This window comes from Streptomyces sp. NBC_00996, from assembly GCF_045162675.1.
Classification (GTDB): domain Bacteria; phylum Actinomycetota; class Actinomycetes; order Streptomycetales; family Streptomycetaceae; genus Streptomyces.
On the sequence record NZ_CP108723.1, the window covers coordinates 9,515,973 to 9,531,259 of the forward strand.

Annotated in this window: 13 protein-coding genes and 3 pseudogenes; 7 read left to right on the forward strand and 9 right to left on the reverse strand. The window is 68.4% G+C overall.

Annotated features, from left to right (window positions below; translation table 11 throughout):
* Nucleotides 1-20 precede the first annotated feature (20 nt).
* Both OG390_RS43980 and OG390_RS43985 read left to right on the forward strand, forming a co-directional pair.
* Nucleotides 21-701, forward strand: coding sequence for a DUF1295 domain-containing protein (locus OG390_RS43980; protein WP_406175832.1), 681 nt, complete (start codon nt 21-23; stop codon nt 699-701).
* A 187-nt stretch (nt 702-888) separates the two neighbouring features.
* A complete protein-coding gene (locus tag OG390_RS43985; RefSeq protein ID WP_406178228.1) occupies nt 889-1,740 on the forward strand; it encodes a lysophospholipid acyltransferase family protein in 852 nt (283 codons plus the stop codon).
* Between the two features lie 320 nt (nt 1,741-2,060).
* Here the strand turns inward: OG390_RS43985 and OG390_RS43990 are convergent, their stop codons facing one another.
* Nucleotides 2,061-2,567 carry a nitroreductase family deazaflavin-dependent oxidoreductase gene (locus OG390_RS43990; RefSeq protein ID WP_406175834.1) on the reverse strand — a complete coding sequence of 169 codons (507 nt, stop codon included), beginning with the start codon at nt 2,565-2,567 and terminating at the stop codon, nt 2,061-2,063.
* 437 nt (nt 2,568-3,004) lie between these two features.
* Between OG390_RS43990 and OG390_RS43995 the strand changes: the two are divergent.
* A pseudogene (locus OG390_RS43995) lies at nt 3,005-3,757 on the forward strand (galactose oxidase early set domain-containing protein); the annotation flags it as partial.
* A 230-nt stretch (nt 3,758-3,987) separates the two neighbouring features.
* On the opposite strand, the gene OG390_RS44000 reads toward OG390_RS43995, so the two are convergent.
* Nucleotides 3,988-4,356, reverse strand: a complete 369-nt coding sequence (locus OG390_RS44000) for a hypothetical protein (RefSeq protein ID WP_406175835.1) — start codon at nt 4,354-4,356, stop codon at nt 3,988-3,990.
* A gap of 431 nt (nt 4,357-4,787) precedes the next feature.
* On the opposite strand from OG390_RS44000, the gene OG390_RS44005 reads away from it, so the two are divergent.
* Complete coding sequence (locus tag OG390_RS44005; RefSeq protein WP_406175837.1) at nt 4,788-5,252, forward strand: CBS domain-containing protein; 465 nt, start codon at nt 4,788-4,790, stop codon at nt 5,250-5,252.
* Between the two features lie 448 nt (nt 5,253-5,700).
* Here the strand turns inward: OG390_RS44005 and OG390_RS44010 are convergent, their stop codons facing one another.
* From OG390_RS44010 to OG390_RS44025, 4 genes are read right to left on the reverse strand one after another with little or no spacing between them, the layout of a single operon-like run.
* Entirely contained in the window at nt 5,701-5,871 is a 171-nt protein-coding gene (locus OG390_RS44010; protein WP_406175839.1) for a hypothetical protein, read from the reverse strand.
* A gap of 13 nt (nt 5,872-5,884) precedes the next feature.
* Nucleotides 5,885-6,769: a hypothetical protein gene (locus OG390_RS44015; protein WP_406175840.1), complete on the reverse strand. Its 885-nt coding sequence runs from the start codon at nt 6,767-6,769 to the stop codon at nt 5,885-5,887.
* The gene (locus tag OG390_RS44020; RefSeq protein ID WP_406175842.1) at nt 6,756-7,415 is read right to left on the reverse strand and encodes an ABC transporter ATP-binding protein; all 660 of its coding nucleotides are present in this window, start codon (nt 7,413-7,415) and stop codon (nt 6,756-6,758) included. Before OG390_RS44020 ends, OG390_RS44015 begins: the two co-directional genes overlap by 14 nt.
* Before the next feature lie 14 nt (nt 7,416-7,429).
* A complete protein-coding gene (locus tag OG390_RS44025; protein WP_406175843.1) occupies nt 7,430-8,074 on the reverse strand; it encodes a TetR/AcrR family transcriptional regulator in 645 nt (214 codons plus the stop codon).
* Nucleotides 8,075-8,999: 925 nt separating this feature from the next.
* Here OG390_RS44025 and OG390_RS44030 point away from each other — a divergent pair.
* The 3 genes and pseudogenes from OG390_RS44030 to OG390_RS44040 form a co-directional block, all read left to right on the forward strand.
* Nucleotides 9,000-9,834, forward strand: a pseudogene (locus OG390_RS44030) (PP2C family protein-serine/threonine phosphatase); the annotation flags it as partial.
* 34 nt (nt 9,835-9,868) lie between these two features.
* Nucleotides 9,869-10,390, forward strand: a complete 522-nt coding sequence (locus tag OG390_RS44035; RefSeq protein ID WP_406175845.1) for a MarR family winged helix-turn-helix transcriptional regulator — start codon at nt 9,869-9,871, stop codon at nt 10,388-10,390.
* 251 nt (nt 10,391-10,641) lie between these two features.
* Nucleotides 10,642-11,286 (forward strand): hypothetical protein, encoded by a 645-nt coding sequence (locus OG390_RS44040; protein ID WP_406175847.1) that lies wholly within the window; start codon nt 10,642-10,644, stop codon nt 11,284-11,286.
* On the opposite strand, the pseudogene OG390_RS44045 reads toward OG390_RS44040, so the two are convergent.
* The 3 genes and pseudogenes from OG390_RS44045 to OG390_RS44055 all read right to left on the reverse strand — a co-directional run bounded on the left by OG390_RS44045 (nt 11,250) and on the right by OG390_RS44055 (nt 14,986).
* Nucleotides 11,250-12,015: pseudogene (locus tag OG390_RS44045) on the reverse strand (DUF4142 domain-containing protein). The gene OG390_RS44040 and the pseudogene OG390_RS44045 sit on opposite strands and share 37 nt — an antisense overlap.
* 116 nt (nt 12,016-12,131) lie before the next feature.
* On the reverse strand, nt 12,132-12,899 hold the full coding sequence (locus OG390_RS44050; protein ID WP_406175849.1) for a DUF4142 domain-containing protein: 768 nt from the start codon (nt 12,897-12,899) through the stop codon (nt 12,132-12,134).
* A 152-nt stretch (nt 12,900-13,051) separates the two neighbouring features.
* The gene (locus OG390_RS44055; protein WP_406175851.1) at nt 13,052-14,986 is read right to left on the reverse strand and encodes a galactose oxidase-like domain-containing protein; all 1,935 of its coding nucleotides are present in this window, start codon (nt 14,984-14,986) and stop codon (nt 13,052-13,054) included.
* Nucleotides 14,987-15,287: the final 301 nt, after the last annotated feature.

Genomic DNA, 15,287 nt, shown 5'->3' on the forward strand with positions numbered 1-15,287 from the left:
CCGGAAAGCGAGCGTGAGAGATGTACGGCGGGTACGACACGTCGATCGGCCCGAAAGCACTGGTGACCACGTGCAACATCGCGGCCGTGGCGGCAGCCGCCTGGTTCCTCTTCGGCGGCACGGACACCGTGGCCGACTGGTTCGGCACTGACCTGGATCATGCCGCGCTGCTCCGCCGTGGTCTCCTCGTTGCTCTTTCGGCGATCTATCTGCTCCGGTTCATCGCCACGACCTTCGTCATGCTCAAACGCAGCATGGAGTGGTCCGAGGCGGCGACCGTGGGCGTCTGGGTCGTCATCATCCACGGCACGATGGCCTACGTGGGCGGTACCAACGCCGCCTCGGTGGGAGTGTTCACCTGGCTCGGCGTTCTGCTCTACCTCGTAGGCTCGTACCTCAACACCGGCTCGGAGTACCAGCGCAAGCTGTGGAAGCAGGTGCCGGAGCACAAGGGCAAGCTCTACACGGAAGGCCTGTTCAAGTACTCCATGCACATCAACTACTTCGGTGACGTCGTGCTCTTCACGGGCTTCGCGCTGGTGACGGGCAGCCCGTGGGCGTTCGTCATCCCGGCGATCATGGCGTGCATGTTCGCCTTCCTGAATATCCCCATGCTCGACAAGTACCTGGCCGAACGATACGGCGACGCCTTCGAGGAGTACTCCCGGAAGACGGCCAAGCTGGTGCCGTTCGTGTACTGAGCGTGTCCGCGGTGCGGTTCCCGGAGACGGCGGACCGCACCGCGGAGGCCGCCTTTGGGCGCACGGTGGAACACGCTCGCCGCTTCTGGGACACGCTCATCGGCAACGGGAGGAGAGGCGCATGGACGAGGCAGGCGAAAGAGATGCTCAATCCTCGCAGGACCGGGTGAGCCCGCGGGACCTGCTCATGGACGCGGTCGCCCAGGGAATGCTCGCCCTGGCCCGGGGACGCGACGTCCTCGACCGCTGTCTCACCGACGAGCAGAGTGTCGACGACTTCGGCTTTGACCCCCAACTCACCGACGACGTCCTCCTGGCGCCTCTTCGGCAGCTCTACGAGAAGTACTTCCGCGTCGACGTGGAAGGTCTCGACAACGTACCGGGCGAGGGCGGCGCCTTGATTGTCGCCAACCACTCCGGGACCCTGCCGCTGGACGCGCTCATGCTGCAGGTGGCCCTGCGCGAACATCACCCCGCGCGCAGGGCACTCCGGCTGCTGGCCGCCGACCTGGTCTTCCAAGTGCCGGTGCTGCGGACACTGGCCCGCAAGGCCGGCCACACGGTCGCGTGCATGGACAGCGCACAGCGGCTCTTGGAACGCGGTGAACTGGTCGGCGTGATGCCCGAGGGATACAAGGGGCTCGGCAAGCCGTTCGCCGAGAGGTACCGGCTGCGCCGCTTCGGACGGGGCGGCTTCGCGGCCGTGGCTCTGCGGACCGGGAGTCCCTTGGTGCCCTGCTCCATTGTTGGTGCCGAGGAGATCTATCCCATGGTCGCCGACGCCGGCCCCCTGGCCCGGCGCCTCGGCCTGCCGTATTTCCCTGTCACTCCTACATTTCCTCTGCTCGGCCCGTTGGGCGCCGTCCCCCTGCCGACCAAGTGGACGATCCGGTTCGGCGAGCCGGTACGGACCGACCACTACTCAACGGAGACGCTGGAGGACCCGATGTTCGTCCACAAGCTCTCGGACGAGGTCCGGGACACCATCCAGGAGACGCTGACCGCGATGGTCCGCGATCGGGATTCGGTCTTCCGCTAGGGACGATGCCCGCGCTTCAGCGCACGTGGCAGCGGGTGGTGGTGGCCCTGAGGTGGAAGGTGACCGATCCCACCGAGGCAAAGCCGGTAGCTCAAATCAGACCGAGATGCCCCACCGGGACTGGCCCCCGAAGGCGCCGCCGACGGAGAACGGCGTGCACCCGACCCTCGGCGGGCGGCAAGGGGTTCGAAGCGGTTCTGCTCGAAGAAGAGGTAGGTGATGATCGTGAGAGTGAGGTCGGGCCTCGATCGGGGGCCGTCGGACGGTCTGAACAGGCATTGGACCTGCGTTTGACCCCTCACGTCGGTGGGTGTGTTTGTTCACGGCGATGGGGTTCGGGTCGTGTCCTCGAGCCGGGCAAACGGAGTGGCCTCCCCGACCTTGCGGAAGTCGGCTTCGCTGCCGTCCACGGGAAAGCCCATTAGTGAGCACAGGCGGCGGGCGGCTCGCGGGTGTCGACGGGCGTAGTCGGCCATGATGTCAGCGCCTTCTTCGGGTGACAGGAAGTGAGTGGTCACGGTGAAGCGTCGCCTGCCGAACTGGATGGCGGCCTGCGGTCGATGGCGCAAATTCTGATACCAGTCGGACTTGGGCCCGAAGCCTGATGCGACAGTCCAGGTGCCGGCGTGCTGGTCGTAGGACACCACTTCGATGACCGCTTGGCGCTCTCGGCCGGACTTACGACCGGTGTGGTGCAACAGGAGGAAACGTTTACCGAGCAGTGGTCCCAGACCGGCGCGGTACAGGCGGATGGGAAGGCGAAACGCTAACCGTCGCCATCCAGTGGGTGGTTGAGGGAGATTAGAAGTGCTCTCGTCCTGCGTCATTGTCGCCTTCCTGGCTTTCGCGGGTGTGCGGCCTGTGTCCCAACCGGTAGCGGGATTCCGGGGAATGCTTCGACTGTGCAATCTTTGCATAGCCTAAAGCGCTCGGCGGGGCGGCGGGAGTGGCAAATTTGTCAAAGGGCCCACGCCGGAGTGATGTTGAGTGGACTCAGCGGAGACTTGCCGCGCCCCCATGCCGCGGCCGGCAGTCGGGTCAGCTGGTCGACGTGCCAGGCACAGCGGCGGTGATCCGGTGACTGCGCTCGGCCGCGCCCCTGGCCGTTCGGGCCCAGGACCAGGCCTTCGCCGTCTGTGACGAGCGCGCTGCAGCCGCCGGTTGCTTAACGGCCCGTGCTCGCCGGCAAGGGTGATCAGGATGTACTCGAGTCGCTCCGGCATGCGGACGATCAGTGTCAGGGCGGTCAGCATGATCGTGCTGACCGCCGGCCCAGGACGAAGAAGTTCATAGTGGACGGGGGCGGCGGCATTGGCGAGTCGAGGAAGCCGTCGAAGAAGACTCGGGTCGTCGACCTGAAGGCGAAGGCGCGCGCCGCTTCACGGATGGTCCGCAGCTGGAGAAGGGTACCCGTTACCCGGAGTTGTCGATCCTGCCCGACGGCACGGTGCTGATCACGGGCGGCTCTCGGGACTGCTGGGGCCCGTTCACCGAGAACATCCTCCCGGCCCGCATCTACGACGCCAAGACCGGCAGGATGCGCCGGGTCGTCGACCCCGAGGTGGGCCGCAAGTACGACTCCGGTTCCATCCTGCTGCCCGACGGCCGGGTCATCACATTCGGCGGCGACTCGCTCTTCGCCGACCGGGTCAAGACCAAGCCCGGCGTGTTCGAGCATCGCTTGGAGATCTACACGCCGCCATACCTCCACCGTTACTCGCGCCCCTCGTTGACCGGCGGCCCGAGCAGGATCAAGCTCGGCCAGACCGCGACCTTTACCATCAAGTACGCCTCGGTCATCAAGACGGGGCGGCTGATCCATCCCAGCTCCACCACCCACGTCACCGATGTCGAACGGCGTTCCATCGCCCTGGCGTTGAAGAAGACGAAAGACGGCAAGGGCATCCAGGTGACCGTCCCGAACAACTGCAACCTGGTCCCGGCCGGTTGGCACATGTTCCTCGTGACTGACGACCAGGGCACACCGTCCCAGGCGCTGTGGGTCCGAGTGCCCTGACGAGCTCGCGCACGGTTGCTCGCGAGGAAGAAAGCGTGTCTCCTGGGCCGAACCTGCGACCCTGGCCAGCGGCGGCTGCCCAGACAAACGCCTGCCGGGCAGACGCGTGGCCCGGCGATCCGACGTCCCCGGTGTACACCGGGGACGATCACCTCCCGGGCGCCCTGCGTCTTCCTCAGTCGGGTCACCCCCGGTCGGATGTTCGTCTCGGTCGGGGCGGTGCTCGGCCATCACAGCAGGTCTTCGATCTGGTGAAGTTCCTTGCGTACGGTGTCCAGGTCCGCGCGGCCGCGCTCCAGGACCAGGTAGAAGAAGAGGCCCTCGTGGGGCCGGCGGGTGAGCAGTCGGATGAGGTGATACTCGGTGTCCAGGGTGATCAGGATGTCTTCGACGCGCTCCGGTGTGTAGCCGATCAGGTGAAGAGTGGCGAGTTTGGCGCGCACGACGTCGGTGTCGCCGTGCGCCGCCAGATCCAGGTCGAGGCCGTGCGGGTCGCCGGCGGTGCCGAGTGGCATGCGGCTGACGAAGTCGACGACTGCGGCGCCGATTGCTCCCTCGAGTCGCATCGCCCGTTGTAGGGCGATCTTGATGCCGGTCACGGTCGGCTCCTTTCGGCGCAGGGCGAAGCTCCTTGCCGACCAGGCTTCCCGGCACTCCAGTCCCGGACCGGTACCTCCTGCCGGAGGGCTGGGCCGAGCCATGTTTGCATCGTGCCACGGTCCGTGAGGCTTGGCCTCGGATTCGACGTACTGGTCGTGACGGGAATCGGAAGAGGACGGTGCGCAGCGTGAACGTCCCGAGCTGCCGGTCGCACGCTGGGGCCCGGGAGTTCGATGCCAGGCTCAGGCGAACTGCGTTGCCTTTGGCCGCGGTCGGCCGCTGTCGCTCAGTTGGCCGGATGTTCAGGCCCCTTTTCGTGTCGCAGGCGGCCGGACCGGCCGGTTGTCTCGTTCGACGAGGAGCCGTCCCGGCGGCGTGCGCCCACGTCGGCGAGACCGCCGGTGAATCAGGAGCGAGACAGGAGTCGGACGTGCGTGCGCGTGACTTGGCAGTGGAGTACGAGACGGTGAGCCTCGACGCTGACGCGAGCGCGCCGCCGCGACTGATGGCCCAGCAGTGGCTGTCCGCCCTGCTGGTGGTCGACGAGGCGGGTATGCCGAAGGCGATTCTCCCCACATCCCAGATGGTCAAGGTCCTGGTGCCGATGTACGTCGTGGAGGATCCGACGCTCGCGGCGGTGGTCGACGAGCGCCACGCCGACCGGCTGTGCGAGGCGCCGGCCGGGCGGACGGTTCGCGACTGCCTGTCGAAGGACACGCCGCCACCCGCGATCGCCGCGCCGGACGATACGGCTCCGGAGGTGGCGGCGCAGATGGCGCGGCTCCGCAGCCCGTTGGTGGCGGTCGGGAACAAGGAGGCTCCAGGTGTCCGGCTGCTCGGCGTGATCACGGCCTCTCACCTGCTGGAACGGCTGCTCGCTGCCTCCGTGGCCTGACTGGCGGGTCACGCATTGCCGTGCCCCGCCCCGTTTCGGATGTCGAGTATGCGGGACAGGCCAAGGCCCTTGACGAGGGCACGTATCGGGGCCCGCAAATGGTCACCCCGGCGTCTTGCGGTCGCGCCGTGAGCGAGGTCATGCAGAGCGGGCTCCCTCGTCGTAGCTGAGACTCCTTGGCTCCAAGACGGAGACGGCTGTCTGCCGATCAGACCGCCTGCTATGCCGGCAGGGTTGTTTGAACGTCATCCCGGGCACCGCTGGAGTACCACGCGGAAAACGCGCCGAAGGCGGGTCTTCTTCGCGGTGATGGCCCGGGAGACGGCGGTGGCGTTTCCGCAGTGTGGTCCCTTGTGCGTCCATCTCGCGGGTTGGCCTGCCCGTGCCTGGCGGCGTGTGGCCCTTACGCAGTTGTCCTTGCGCCAGGCCGCCGGAGCCGTGACCCGGATCAGGTAGCGAGGACCTGCGTCAATGCCTGTGCGGAGCCGATGACTTCGGGGGTGTGGGAGTCGTCGGGGCGGTGGGATGCCATGAGCAGTTCGATCATCCGGTGGGCCAGTCGCTCGCGTTGCGCGGCGTCCAGTACGCCTGGCGGTGTGAGGAGTTCGATGAGAATCATGGTTCCATGGTCGCTACGTGTCCCGCGCTGCGGCGTCGTCCCGGAGCCGTGCATCGAGCCTACTCCGAGGGGAGTTGGGCGCTACCGCGCCGGGAGTAATCCCCGATCGGGCGGCTCGGTTGCGGGTCCGGACCCGGAAGATGACCAGTCCGATCGCGGTGAACGCGGTGGCCCAGGCGAGGCCGAGGGCGAGGTGGCCCCACAGGGCCGTGTGGCCGAAGGAGCCGCCGACCGCGAACTGCATGGGGCCGAAGGACGGGAACCATTCCAGGACAGGCTTGTTGGCGAGGGGGTTGCCCAGCGGATTCTGCAGGAAGGTGTCCATCAGCCCGCCCATGATGATCAGGAAGAAGCCTTCCAGGTCCCGCTTGACCAGCACACCGAGGAGCAGGCCGAGGGCGCCATAGGTGAGGGCGATGACCGTGAAGCCGGCGAACACCGCGAGCCAGCCGTCGGCCGTCGGGCGCCAGAAGAACAGGATGGCGAGCGCGGTGTAGAGGGCGATCGCGGTCGCGACCACAGCGACGGCGAGGGTCTTCGCTCCGATCAGCGTGGCCTGCCGGTATCCGGCGAAGACAAGCCGCCGGTCGAAGGCGAGCGCCTTGCGGACAGCGTCGAACACGACGAACCCGGCGATCATCGTGACGGAGTTGAGTCCGGCCGAGATCAGGGTGAGCCGGCCGCCGTCGACGTGCAGTATGTCGCCGGTCGCGTACAGCTTGAAGTCCAGCACCTCGCCCGAGGCCAGCGCGTCCATCACCAGGTACCAGACGGGCACGAAGACCACGAGCAGCAGTCCGGCGAGCCGGTTGCGGGTCTGGTCGCGTACCGAGAAGCGCAGGGCCGTGGGGAACTGCCCGTACAACGGCCGCGGTCCTGGTGTCTCAGGCGCTGACATGATGGTCCTCCCGGGATGCCGTGCGCGGGGTGAGCCGGCCGTCGGTGAGGTCTGCCAGCTGGTCGAAGCGGTCCTGCTCGAAGACGAGGTGGGTGATGATTACGACGGCCTTGTTGCGGCCGCGCAGGTCGGCGACCAATTCCCAGAAGCGCAGATAGGTCTCCCAGTCGAAGCCCTGGTAGGGCTCGTCGAGGAGCAGCACGTCCGGGTCGTGCAGCAGGGCCAGCGTGAGGTTGAGCTTCTGCCGGGTGCCGCCGGAGAGTTCACCGGCGACGGTCTTCCGGTAGCGCTCGTAGCCCAGGCGGCCCACGAGCTCGTGGCCGCGGTTGAGGTCGGTCAGCCGGTGGGCAGCGGCGAAATGGCGCAAATGCTGATCGACGGTGAGGCTTGCGTTGAGGACCGGGTCCTGCGGGCAGTAACCGAGGGTCCCGGACAGTGTCACCTCGCCGCGATCCACGGGGAGGGTGCCGGCCAGTGTCTTGAGCAGGGTGGACTTTCCGGCGCCGTTCTCGCCGACGACGGCGACGAGCTGCCCGGGGGCGACGGTGAGGTCGGCGCCGCGCAGGACGGGGTGCTTGCCGTAGGACTTGTGGATGTCGCGGGCCTGCAGCACGGGTGGCGGTAGGCGTGTGGGTCCGGTCGGCATACGCGGTGTCCTTTCTATGCCTGGTGAGGCGTGTCTCCTTGGGGTGATGCGTTCAGCCCGCTCGCGTAGATGCTCAGCATCTCCGGTGCCCAGCGGGCTATGCCGTCGGCCGACAGCGGGTCGGTGCCCAAGACTTCAGCGAGGTGGTCGCGCAGCAGGAATACGGCCAAGTCGTTGGCGAGCAGGAATGCGGCGCGCACCGCCGGATCGCGGCCCGGTACGGCCAGCCCGGCTGCCGTCAGACCGTCCAGCGCGGCGTGGCTGAGGTCGAACAGCCTCCGGAACAGCTGTCGTCCGGCGTCCGTGTCGGACAGCAGGAGCCGCCGCAGGTAGCCGGGCAGGGGTGAGTCGGGGGGAAGGTGCCGGGCGAAGGCCTCGCTCAGGGAGCCCGGCCCGGTCCCCGGATCGAGCAACTCCGCTCCACCCTCGTTGGTCACCTCGTCCACCATCGCTTCGAACACGGCCAGCACGTATTGATCGACCTCGCCGCGCAGGCCGTCCTTTGAGCCGAAGTGGTGCACCACGAGCCCGGCCGACACCCCCGCCGCTGCGGCGATCTGCCGCACTGTCACCTTCTCCGGGCCCTGCTCGGCGAAGAGTCGTAGGGCCTCGTCGCGGATGACGGCGCGGGTGGTCCGGTCGTCCGGGGTTGAACGCATGTTCAGTATATTAAACATACGTTCAGTGCCGCGTCCAGTGCCTTGCCGATCCGGTGGGTTCGGGGTGATCCGGGCGCGCCAGGACCGGCTGCGGATGGGGCGGCTTCCATCTGGGCGCGCAGGAGCCTTTCACCGGGATCGAAGGATCCTCGGCGGATCCTTGTGGTGGGGATGATCGGCAGGCCACTGGGGGACATTGCCAGAGCGGACTCTCATCCGGCGTGAAGTTCTGTCGAGGACGGGCCGAGGCGAGGTGTGTACGCACCCATTCTCCCCTTGGCGATGCGTACCTGCATGGTCCTGCGAGGCTTTCGTTCTGCAGGTCGATCCAGCCCGGTGCTACCCCGTCGCAGGTGGAGCGGTGGTGGCCATTGCCGGTCAGTCATGGGGGTGTGGAGGAGGGGGCCCGCCGACGGTCGGCATACCGTCCGTAACCATGCCGGTGTCACTCCTGGGCGCCGAGTGGCAGTCGGCCGTCGGCGCGGCCCCCCGGATGCAATACTTGCACAGTGCAAAATCAGATCACCAGCCGTTCTCGTTTCTCGGTGAACTTCTTTTGACGTCCTTTGCGGAGTGCCAACCGTCGATGATGGGCCTCTCCGGGCGCGCCTGTCTCGCAGGCACTCTGGTCCTGTCCGTCGTCGGTCTGTGATGGCGGCGAAGGGGCGGAGCGGGGCGTGGGCACATGCTGGGCGGAGGGTGGCAATACGGCATCGGCCGATGATCGCTGGCGCTGGAATTCTCAGCCACCGGAGGGCTCGCCTTCGCCGACCCGCGGCATGAAGGGCGCAGCGGCGCGAGGGAGAGGGCGGGAGGCGGGGAAGTCCCCGCAGTACGCGGGAGCGTATCGGCGCCCCGGGGGCTCGTCCGGGGCGTCACGCTCGTATCGCTCCGGTGGGCCCGGCCGCGCCGCTGCCAGTCGTGGGCCATCGGGTCGGTGGCGGGGGTGACCGGCGCGGGGGTCGCGGCGGCCGTGATGCGCGGCCGGCGGGAGGCGGAGCAGGCCAATGTGCGCTCGATCGCGGAGGTCGCGCAGCGGGTGCTGCTGCGCCCGGTGCCGCTGACCGCCGGCCCGCTGCAGGCGGCTGTTTCCTACACCTCGGCGGTCGCCGAGGCGCGGATCGGCGGGGATCTGTACGAGGTGGTCGCCTCGCCGCACGGGATCCGGGTGATCGTGGGGGACGTCCAGGGCAAGGGCCTGGCCGCGGTGGAGACCGCCGCCGTGGTACTCGGCGCCTTCCGGGAGGCCGCTCACGACGAGCCGGATCTGGTCGTGCTCGGTGAGCGCCTGGAGCGGAGCGTGGCCCGGGAGTTGGAGGGTGAGAAGTTCGTCACCGCGATCCTGGCGGAGATCGGCACGGACCAGGACGTCGTCTTCCTCAACTACGGCCACCCGGCCCCGATGCTGGTACGCGGCAATGGCAGCGCCGACTTCCCGCAGCCGTCCGCGTATGCGCTCCCGCTGGGCGCCTGGGAGCGCACGGGGCGGCGGCCCGAAGCCGTATCGGGTGGGCTTCGCGCCGGGGGAGCAGCTGTTGCTGTACACCGACGGTGTCACCGAGGCCCGCGACCACGGCGGCCGCTTCTATCCGCTCGCCGAGCGCGCGCACCTTCTCGAGGACGGCGACGCGCACCTGGCGCTCGAGGCCCTGCGCGAGGACGTGGTCCAGCATGCCGCCGGGCCGCTCCACGACGCCGCCGCCATGCTCCTTTTGCGCTACCACGGTCATGGGGAGGGAAAATCTGTCCGGACCAGGTGAGCGAGCAGGGACTTCGGCGAGGTAGAAAGGACGCATGCCGGAGCATGAGACCAACACGGGGACCACGGACGACGGTGACGCCGTCACGCGTGCGGTACTGACCGCCTCGCGGCTGCTGGTGGCGGTCTCCGCCCGGTCGCTCGCGGAGGTCGAGGAGCGGGTCACGCTGCCGCAGTTCCGGATGCTGGTTGTGCTGTCCACTCGCGGTGCCACCAAGCTGGTGGCACTGGCCGAACTGCTCCAGGTGGCGCCCTCGACGGCGATGCGCATGGTCGACCGGCTCATCGCGGCCGGGCTCGCCGACCGCCAGACCAACCCCGACAACCGCCGCGAGACCCTGCTGCAGCTCACCGAGGAAGGCAGGCGCACCGTCGAGGACGTCACCGCCCGGCGCCGCGCCGAGATCGCCACGATCGTCGAACGCCTCAGACCGACGCAACGGCTGGCCCTCATCGAGGCCCTCAACGCCTTCAACGAGGCCGGGGGAGAACCCCCCGCCCCTGCGCTGGACGATCCGGAACCGTACCCGCTGGGCTGGGCGGTGGACGCGCGATGACGCGCGAGGCCTGACGCCGTCCACACCGGCGTATCCGGGCCGCGCTTCCTCTTTCCCCGGATCCTTTTGCATAATGCAAGGGAATCGTGAAGGTGCGTCCGCCACCGCGGGCCGCCCGCGCCCGTCCGGGCGGGACAACGCGGATCAACGGCCCGCGTCGTCTGGAGGCGAGGCCGTAGACGGATACGAAGGGGGTGGAGACGCGCATGCGTCGACCGCGCCGACCCTGTTCCACGGCGGAGCCGCACTTGATGGCGCATCTGCGGTCCACGGTGTGGGGGCCGGCGGAGTTCGTGGGCCTGCCCCCGTGGTGGCTGGTCGGGGAGGGACTGCTGGCCGGGACGCTGGGAGCGACGGTCATCGTCGGCACGGCGGTCTGGGGCGCCTGGTACGGGAACTCTGAACTGGCGGACGGCGAGCCCGGCCTGGTGTGCGCCGCCGCGCTCGCCCTCTATCTCTGCGTGGTGCGGGCCGGACGGGCGCTGGTCGGCATCGTCGCTCTGCTCGGTGTATGCCTGGCACTCCAGACACCCCAGGCGGCGGCAGGTGTGGTCCTGGCGGAGCGGGGACACGTGGAGTCCGTGGTGGTGACGTCCGTCGAGGGCGCGGCAGCCTCGGGGCGCGGACGTTACCTGTGCTCGGTGTCCGACCACGACGGCGTACCCCTCAAGGTCCGGATCTGGCGGGGCTGCGGGCAGTCCACCAGCCCCGGCGACGCCCTCGCCGTCGTGTACGACCCGAAAGGGCGGGTGCCGCCGCGCGGTGCGCAGTCCGGAGCATCCCCGGCAGGCTCGCTGCGTGATCTGGGCGGCTGGGCGGCTGCCCTGGTCGCCGGGTGCATGGTCGCGGTCGTACGCTCCTACCGGCTCTCCGCCATCGCGCCCGCTCCCCGTTGATCATCCGACCGTCGCGCTGGGGCGGATGTCGGGGAGCTGGTGTTCACGTCGAGGTCGGGGCGCGGAGTGAGGGCGGCGAGGGGGGCTCCGGGCTGGGCCGCGGGCGGGGTGAGCTGGTCCTTGGGGAGCTTGGGCGGGGTGGTCTGCTGGAAGTTGACCTGGTCGTAGTTGACCAGGCCGGTCTTCTCCAGGACCGTGTCGTTGGCGAGGTCGGCGAGCTGACGCACCATGGTGTTCTGGGTGCTGGCCCGGATCTTGGCGATGGTCGGGAAGATCTGACCGTGGGTGACGCGCATGATGTTGACGGCGGTCGAGTCGAACTCCGTGCCGCTCTTGGAGTCCACGGTCGCCACGAACTGCTCTTGTTGCGGCGTGGCCCGGATGGGCAGGGTGATGTTCAGCTCGGGGGCGATCTTGCGGCACAAGTCGTCGAGCCCACCCGTGGCCGACGACCAGGTGCTCGCCGGCCTCCTTCTTCTCCGCGGACGTGCCCCGCTTCATGGCCAGTTCACCGAGGAGGTACTCCCACAGGCCGGCCGAGCGGACCTTGATGACGAAGTCGCGGTCGGCCTCGGTCGGCGGCCCGCACTGCGTGTTGGCGATGATGCGGGACGTGTTCGTCGCCGCGTTCTGAATCCCGAGCATGCTCGGGTAGGCGAGGCCCGCGAGGGTCAGCGTCAGCGCACCGCCCACGAAGACGGTTCCGATCGTGTTGCGGGAGCTGGGCATGCGGCCTCCCGGCGCGAGCGGACGGTACGCCGGAAGGTACGGAAGCTACGCGTGAATCAATCATTGCGCTGAGCAAAATTTCCATGCGGCTCGGCGGCGTGCGGGAAAGGGCCTGGTCAGCCCGTCGTCGGCGTGGGGGACGGGGCGGGTGTGGTCGTGCTCGGGCCCGTCGGTATGCCGCTGTCCGACACTCCGGCGGGGGGTGTGAGGACGACTACGGGTGCCCCCGGCTGCGGCACGGGTGGTGTGACTTGGTTGGACGGGAGCTTCGGTGGGTTCGTCTCCTGGTTGTTGACCTGGTTGAAGTTGACCAGCCCGGTCTTCTCCATCTGCTCGATGTGGTCGAGGACCACGTCGTTGGCCTGGTCGGCCAGTTGGCGCACGAGGGTGTTGGTGGTGGTGGAGCGGATCTTGGCGATGGTGTTGAAGATCGAGCCGTGGGTGACGCGCAGGATGTTGGCCAGGTCGGTGTCGAACTGCTTGCCGGAGTCCGACTGCAGGGTCGCCAGGAAACCCTGCTGCTGCGGCGTGGCCTGGTTGGGGATGGTGATGTTCAGCTCGGGGGCGATCTTGCGGCAGCTGGCGTCGAGTGCGGCGTGCCCGATGACCAGGTGCCGCCCGGCTTCACGCACGGCCGTGGTCGTCCCCTTCTTCATGGCCAACTCGCCCGAGGGGAGCTCCCACAGACCGGCGGCGCGCACGAAGACGACGAAGTTGCGGTCGGCCTCGGTGAGCGGGCCGTAGCGGGTGTTGGCGATCACGCGGGACTGGTTGGTGGATGCGTTCTGGACGCCGAGCATGCTCGGGTAGGCCAGGGCGGCGAGGGTCACGCTCAGTGCTCCGCCGACGAAGACGGTCCCGATCGTGCTGCGCGACAGGGGCATGATGCCTCCCGGTTTGGATGGCGTGGACGTCAGGGGGTACGGCCGAACCTCACACGAAAACCTTTGCCGTAGGTAAAGATTGCATGATGCCATATGGCTTGGGTTCACACTCGAGCGAGGGCGAAGTGGCTTGCCCGATGCCGCTGTCGCCGTCAGTGCACGTGGAGCCAGACGGCCTTGGAAGGAGTGCCCTCGCGGTCGGTGGCGACAGCCATGTACCAGCCGACGGGCACGAGTGAGGAGTCGTCGGGCACGCGCACGGAGAGCGAGCCATGGGCGCGCCGAGCGATGTCCAGGGCCACGGAGCGCTGGTCGAAGTCGGTGACGTGGGTGGCCGATCCGGGGTGCAGGAGCCGGACCCGGCTGATGCGGGAGGCGTCTTCGGTACGCAGGGTGATCTCGTCGCCGCGTTCGACCTCGGTGCTGTCGGCCTGTTGTAGGTCGGGTCGTTTGCCGTGGAAGAGATACGGCGGGGAGAAGACCTCGACGCGTTGCTCGAAGTGGCCGGGGCGGGAGTCGGCCTGGTCGGAGAAGAGCGGGTCGGAGCCGAAGACGGCGACCCGGCCGTCGGGCAGCAGAAGGGCTTCGGTGTGGTAGTTACGGCCGACTGTGGGGGCGGCGGCGGGGATGAAGGTGTTCTTGGTGGGGTCATAGAACTGGGACTTGAGGATGTCGCTGGCGTCCTGGCCGCGATAACCGCTGCTGCCGCCGGTGGTGAAGACGGTGTCGTCTGGCATGATCACGCTGTTCAGGTAGCGAGTGTTCTCCGGCAGGCGTGGGCCGAGCGTGAAGGCGGGGTGCGCGGCGCCGAGGTCGACGATCGCCGTGCGGGAGGTGGCGGCGCGGGACTCGCCGACGCCTCCGCCACCGAGCACCATGACCTTCTTGTCCTGCGCGGGGGGCAGCAGGACAGAGGACGACGTTTCCAGGATGTCCTGGTCCTTGAGGCCGGGGACCGGGGTGAAGGTGTTGTCCGCCAGATTCCACAGGCCGGGTGTGCGGCCCTTGTCGCCGGGCCCGTAGCCGGCATTCGAGCCGGTGTAGAAGATCTTCTGTCTGCCGGTGAGGAAGAAGGACGGGTAAGTGGGGAAGTGGCGGGCCGGGGCCTTCGACCACGTCTTCGTCTTCGGGTCGTAGATCTCGTTCTTGCCGGGGGCGACCTGTCCGGTGTCGTCGAGCCCGGAGACGGCCAGGACGCGGCCGTCGGAGAGCGTGGTCAGGGACGGGTGCCAGCGGGCCTCGCTCATCGAGCCGACCTTGATGTACTTCTCGGTCGCCGGGTCGAACTCGTAGGCGTCCTTGGTGCCTTGGGAGTCCTTCTTGTCGAGGCCGAGCTTGTTGGCAATGCCGTAGAGGTTGTCGGCGTCCTTGCCCTTCAGCCCGTCGATGGCGTACTGCTCGGTGGTGTTGGTGATGCCGAGCGGGCCCTGTTCGACCGCCTCGACGAAGGCACGCGCCTCGCTCGCGGTGACCGTGACGTTGCCACCGTGGTCGGTGGGCGTCGTCTTCGCGGCGGGCACGTGCACCGCGAACTGCGAGCGGTACCCGACGCCGGCGGGGGAGCGGAAGACCGTGCCCTTGGGGAAGGTGCGCCCGCGTTCGGGGTCCTCGTTCCTGACCAGCATCGCGCCGCCCGCGCGTGTCACGTCACCTTTGAGGACCTCGTGGCGGGCGGTGCCGCCGGCGATGAGGATCCTGCCGTCGGGGAGTTGGGTGTGCCCGCCGCAGAACAGGTCGGCCGGGGTGTCGATCTTCTTGAAGGTGTCCGACGCCGGGTCCCACAGGGTGCTCTTGAAGACACCCCCGTCGAGCTGCGTCACGTTGTTGCCGCTTCCGGCGATCAGCAAGACCTTGCCGGTGTGGAGCAGGATCGCGTGGATGGAGTTGAGCTGGTACGTCTCCGGCAGCGCGGCGAGCGCCCAGTGCCCGTACCGGGCCTTGTAGTCGAGTTGGTTGATCTCGTAGCGGTGGTAGGCGTGCCGGGCGAAGCCCGCCACGGCCGGGGCGTTGAGCGCGGCCAGCGCCACGGCGGCGCCGGCGGCGAGCAGGGTCTTGCGGGTGGTGAGACGTGCGGAACGCTTGGTCACGGGGGGTGCCTCCACTGCGGGCGGATCGGGCGCGGACGTACCGACGACTACCCCGCGCGCCCTCGAGGCCGGGCGCGACACACTCATTTGCATTATGCAAAATGCCCCGATTCCAGCAATATGCCCGCCTCTGGGCGGTCGTCGGAGCCCAGGCAGGTGAGGTCGCATCCGTCCTTCCGGCAGGCGACCCGGACCAGCCAGCTGTTGATCGGCCAGGCCGGGAGGAAGCCGACCACCTGCTGTCCGACGCCCATCGATGGCCTGCTCTGTCTGACCCTGCCGGATGTCGGCGGCACGCCGT

What these genes read in the sequence shown, in the direction of transcription:
- OG390_RS43985 (WP_406178228.1), top strand. Translation starts at nt 889, where the DNA reads ATGGACGCGGTCGCCCAGGGAATGCTCGCCCTGGCCCGGGGACGCGAC.
- OG390_RS44025 (WP_406175843.1), bottom strand. Translation starts at nt 8,074, where the DNA reads ATGCGTTCAACCCCGGACGACCGGACCACCCGCGCCGTCATCCGCGAC.
- OG390_RS44040 (WP_406175847.1), top strand. Translation starts at nt 10,642, where the DNA reads ATGGCGCATCTGCGGTCCACGGTGTGGGGGCCGGCGGAGTTCGTGGGC.
- OG390_RS43990 (WP_406175834.1), bottom strand. Translation starts at nt 2,567, where the DNA reads ATGACGCAGGACGAGAGCACTTCTAATCTCCCTCAACCACCCACTGGA.
- OG390_RS44035 (WP_406175845.1), top strand. Translation starts at nt 9,869, where the DNA reads ATGCCGGAGCATGAGACCAACACGGGGACCACGGACGACGGTGACGCC.
- OG390_RS44010 (WP_406175839.1), bottom strand. Translation starts at nt 5,871, where the DNA reads ATGATTCTCATCGAACTCCTCACACCGCCAGGCGTACTGGACGCCGCG.
- OG390_RS44020 (WP_406175842.1), bottom strand. Translation starts at nt 7,415, where the DNA reads ATGCCGACCGGACCCACACGCCTACCGCCACCCGTGCTGCAGGCCCGC.
- OG390_RS44015 (WP_406175840.1), bottom strand. Translation starts at nt 6,769, where the DNA reads ATGTCAGCGCCTGAGACACCAGGACCGCGGCCGTTGTACGGGCAGTTC.
- OG390_RS44050 (WP_406175849.1), bottom strand. Translation starts at nt 12,899, where the DNA reads ATGCCCCTGTCGCGCAGCACGATCGGGACCGTCTTCGTCGGCGGAGCA.
- OG390_RS43980 (WP_406175832.1), top strand. Translation starts at nt 21, where the DNA reads ATGTACGGCGGGTACGACACGTCGATCGGCCCGAAAGCACTGGTGACC.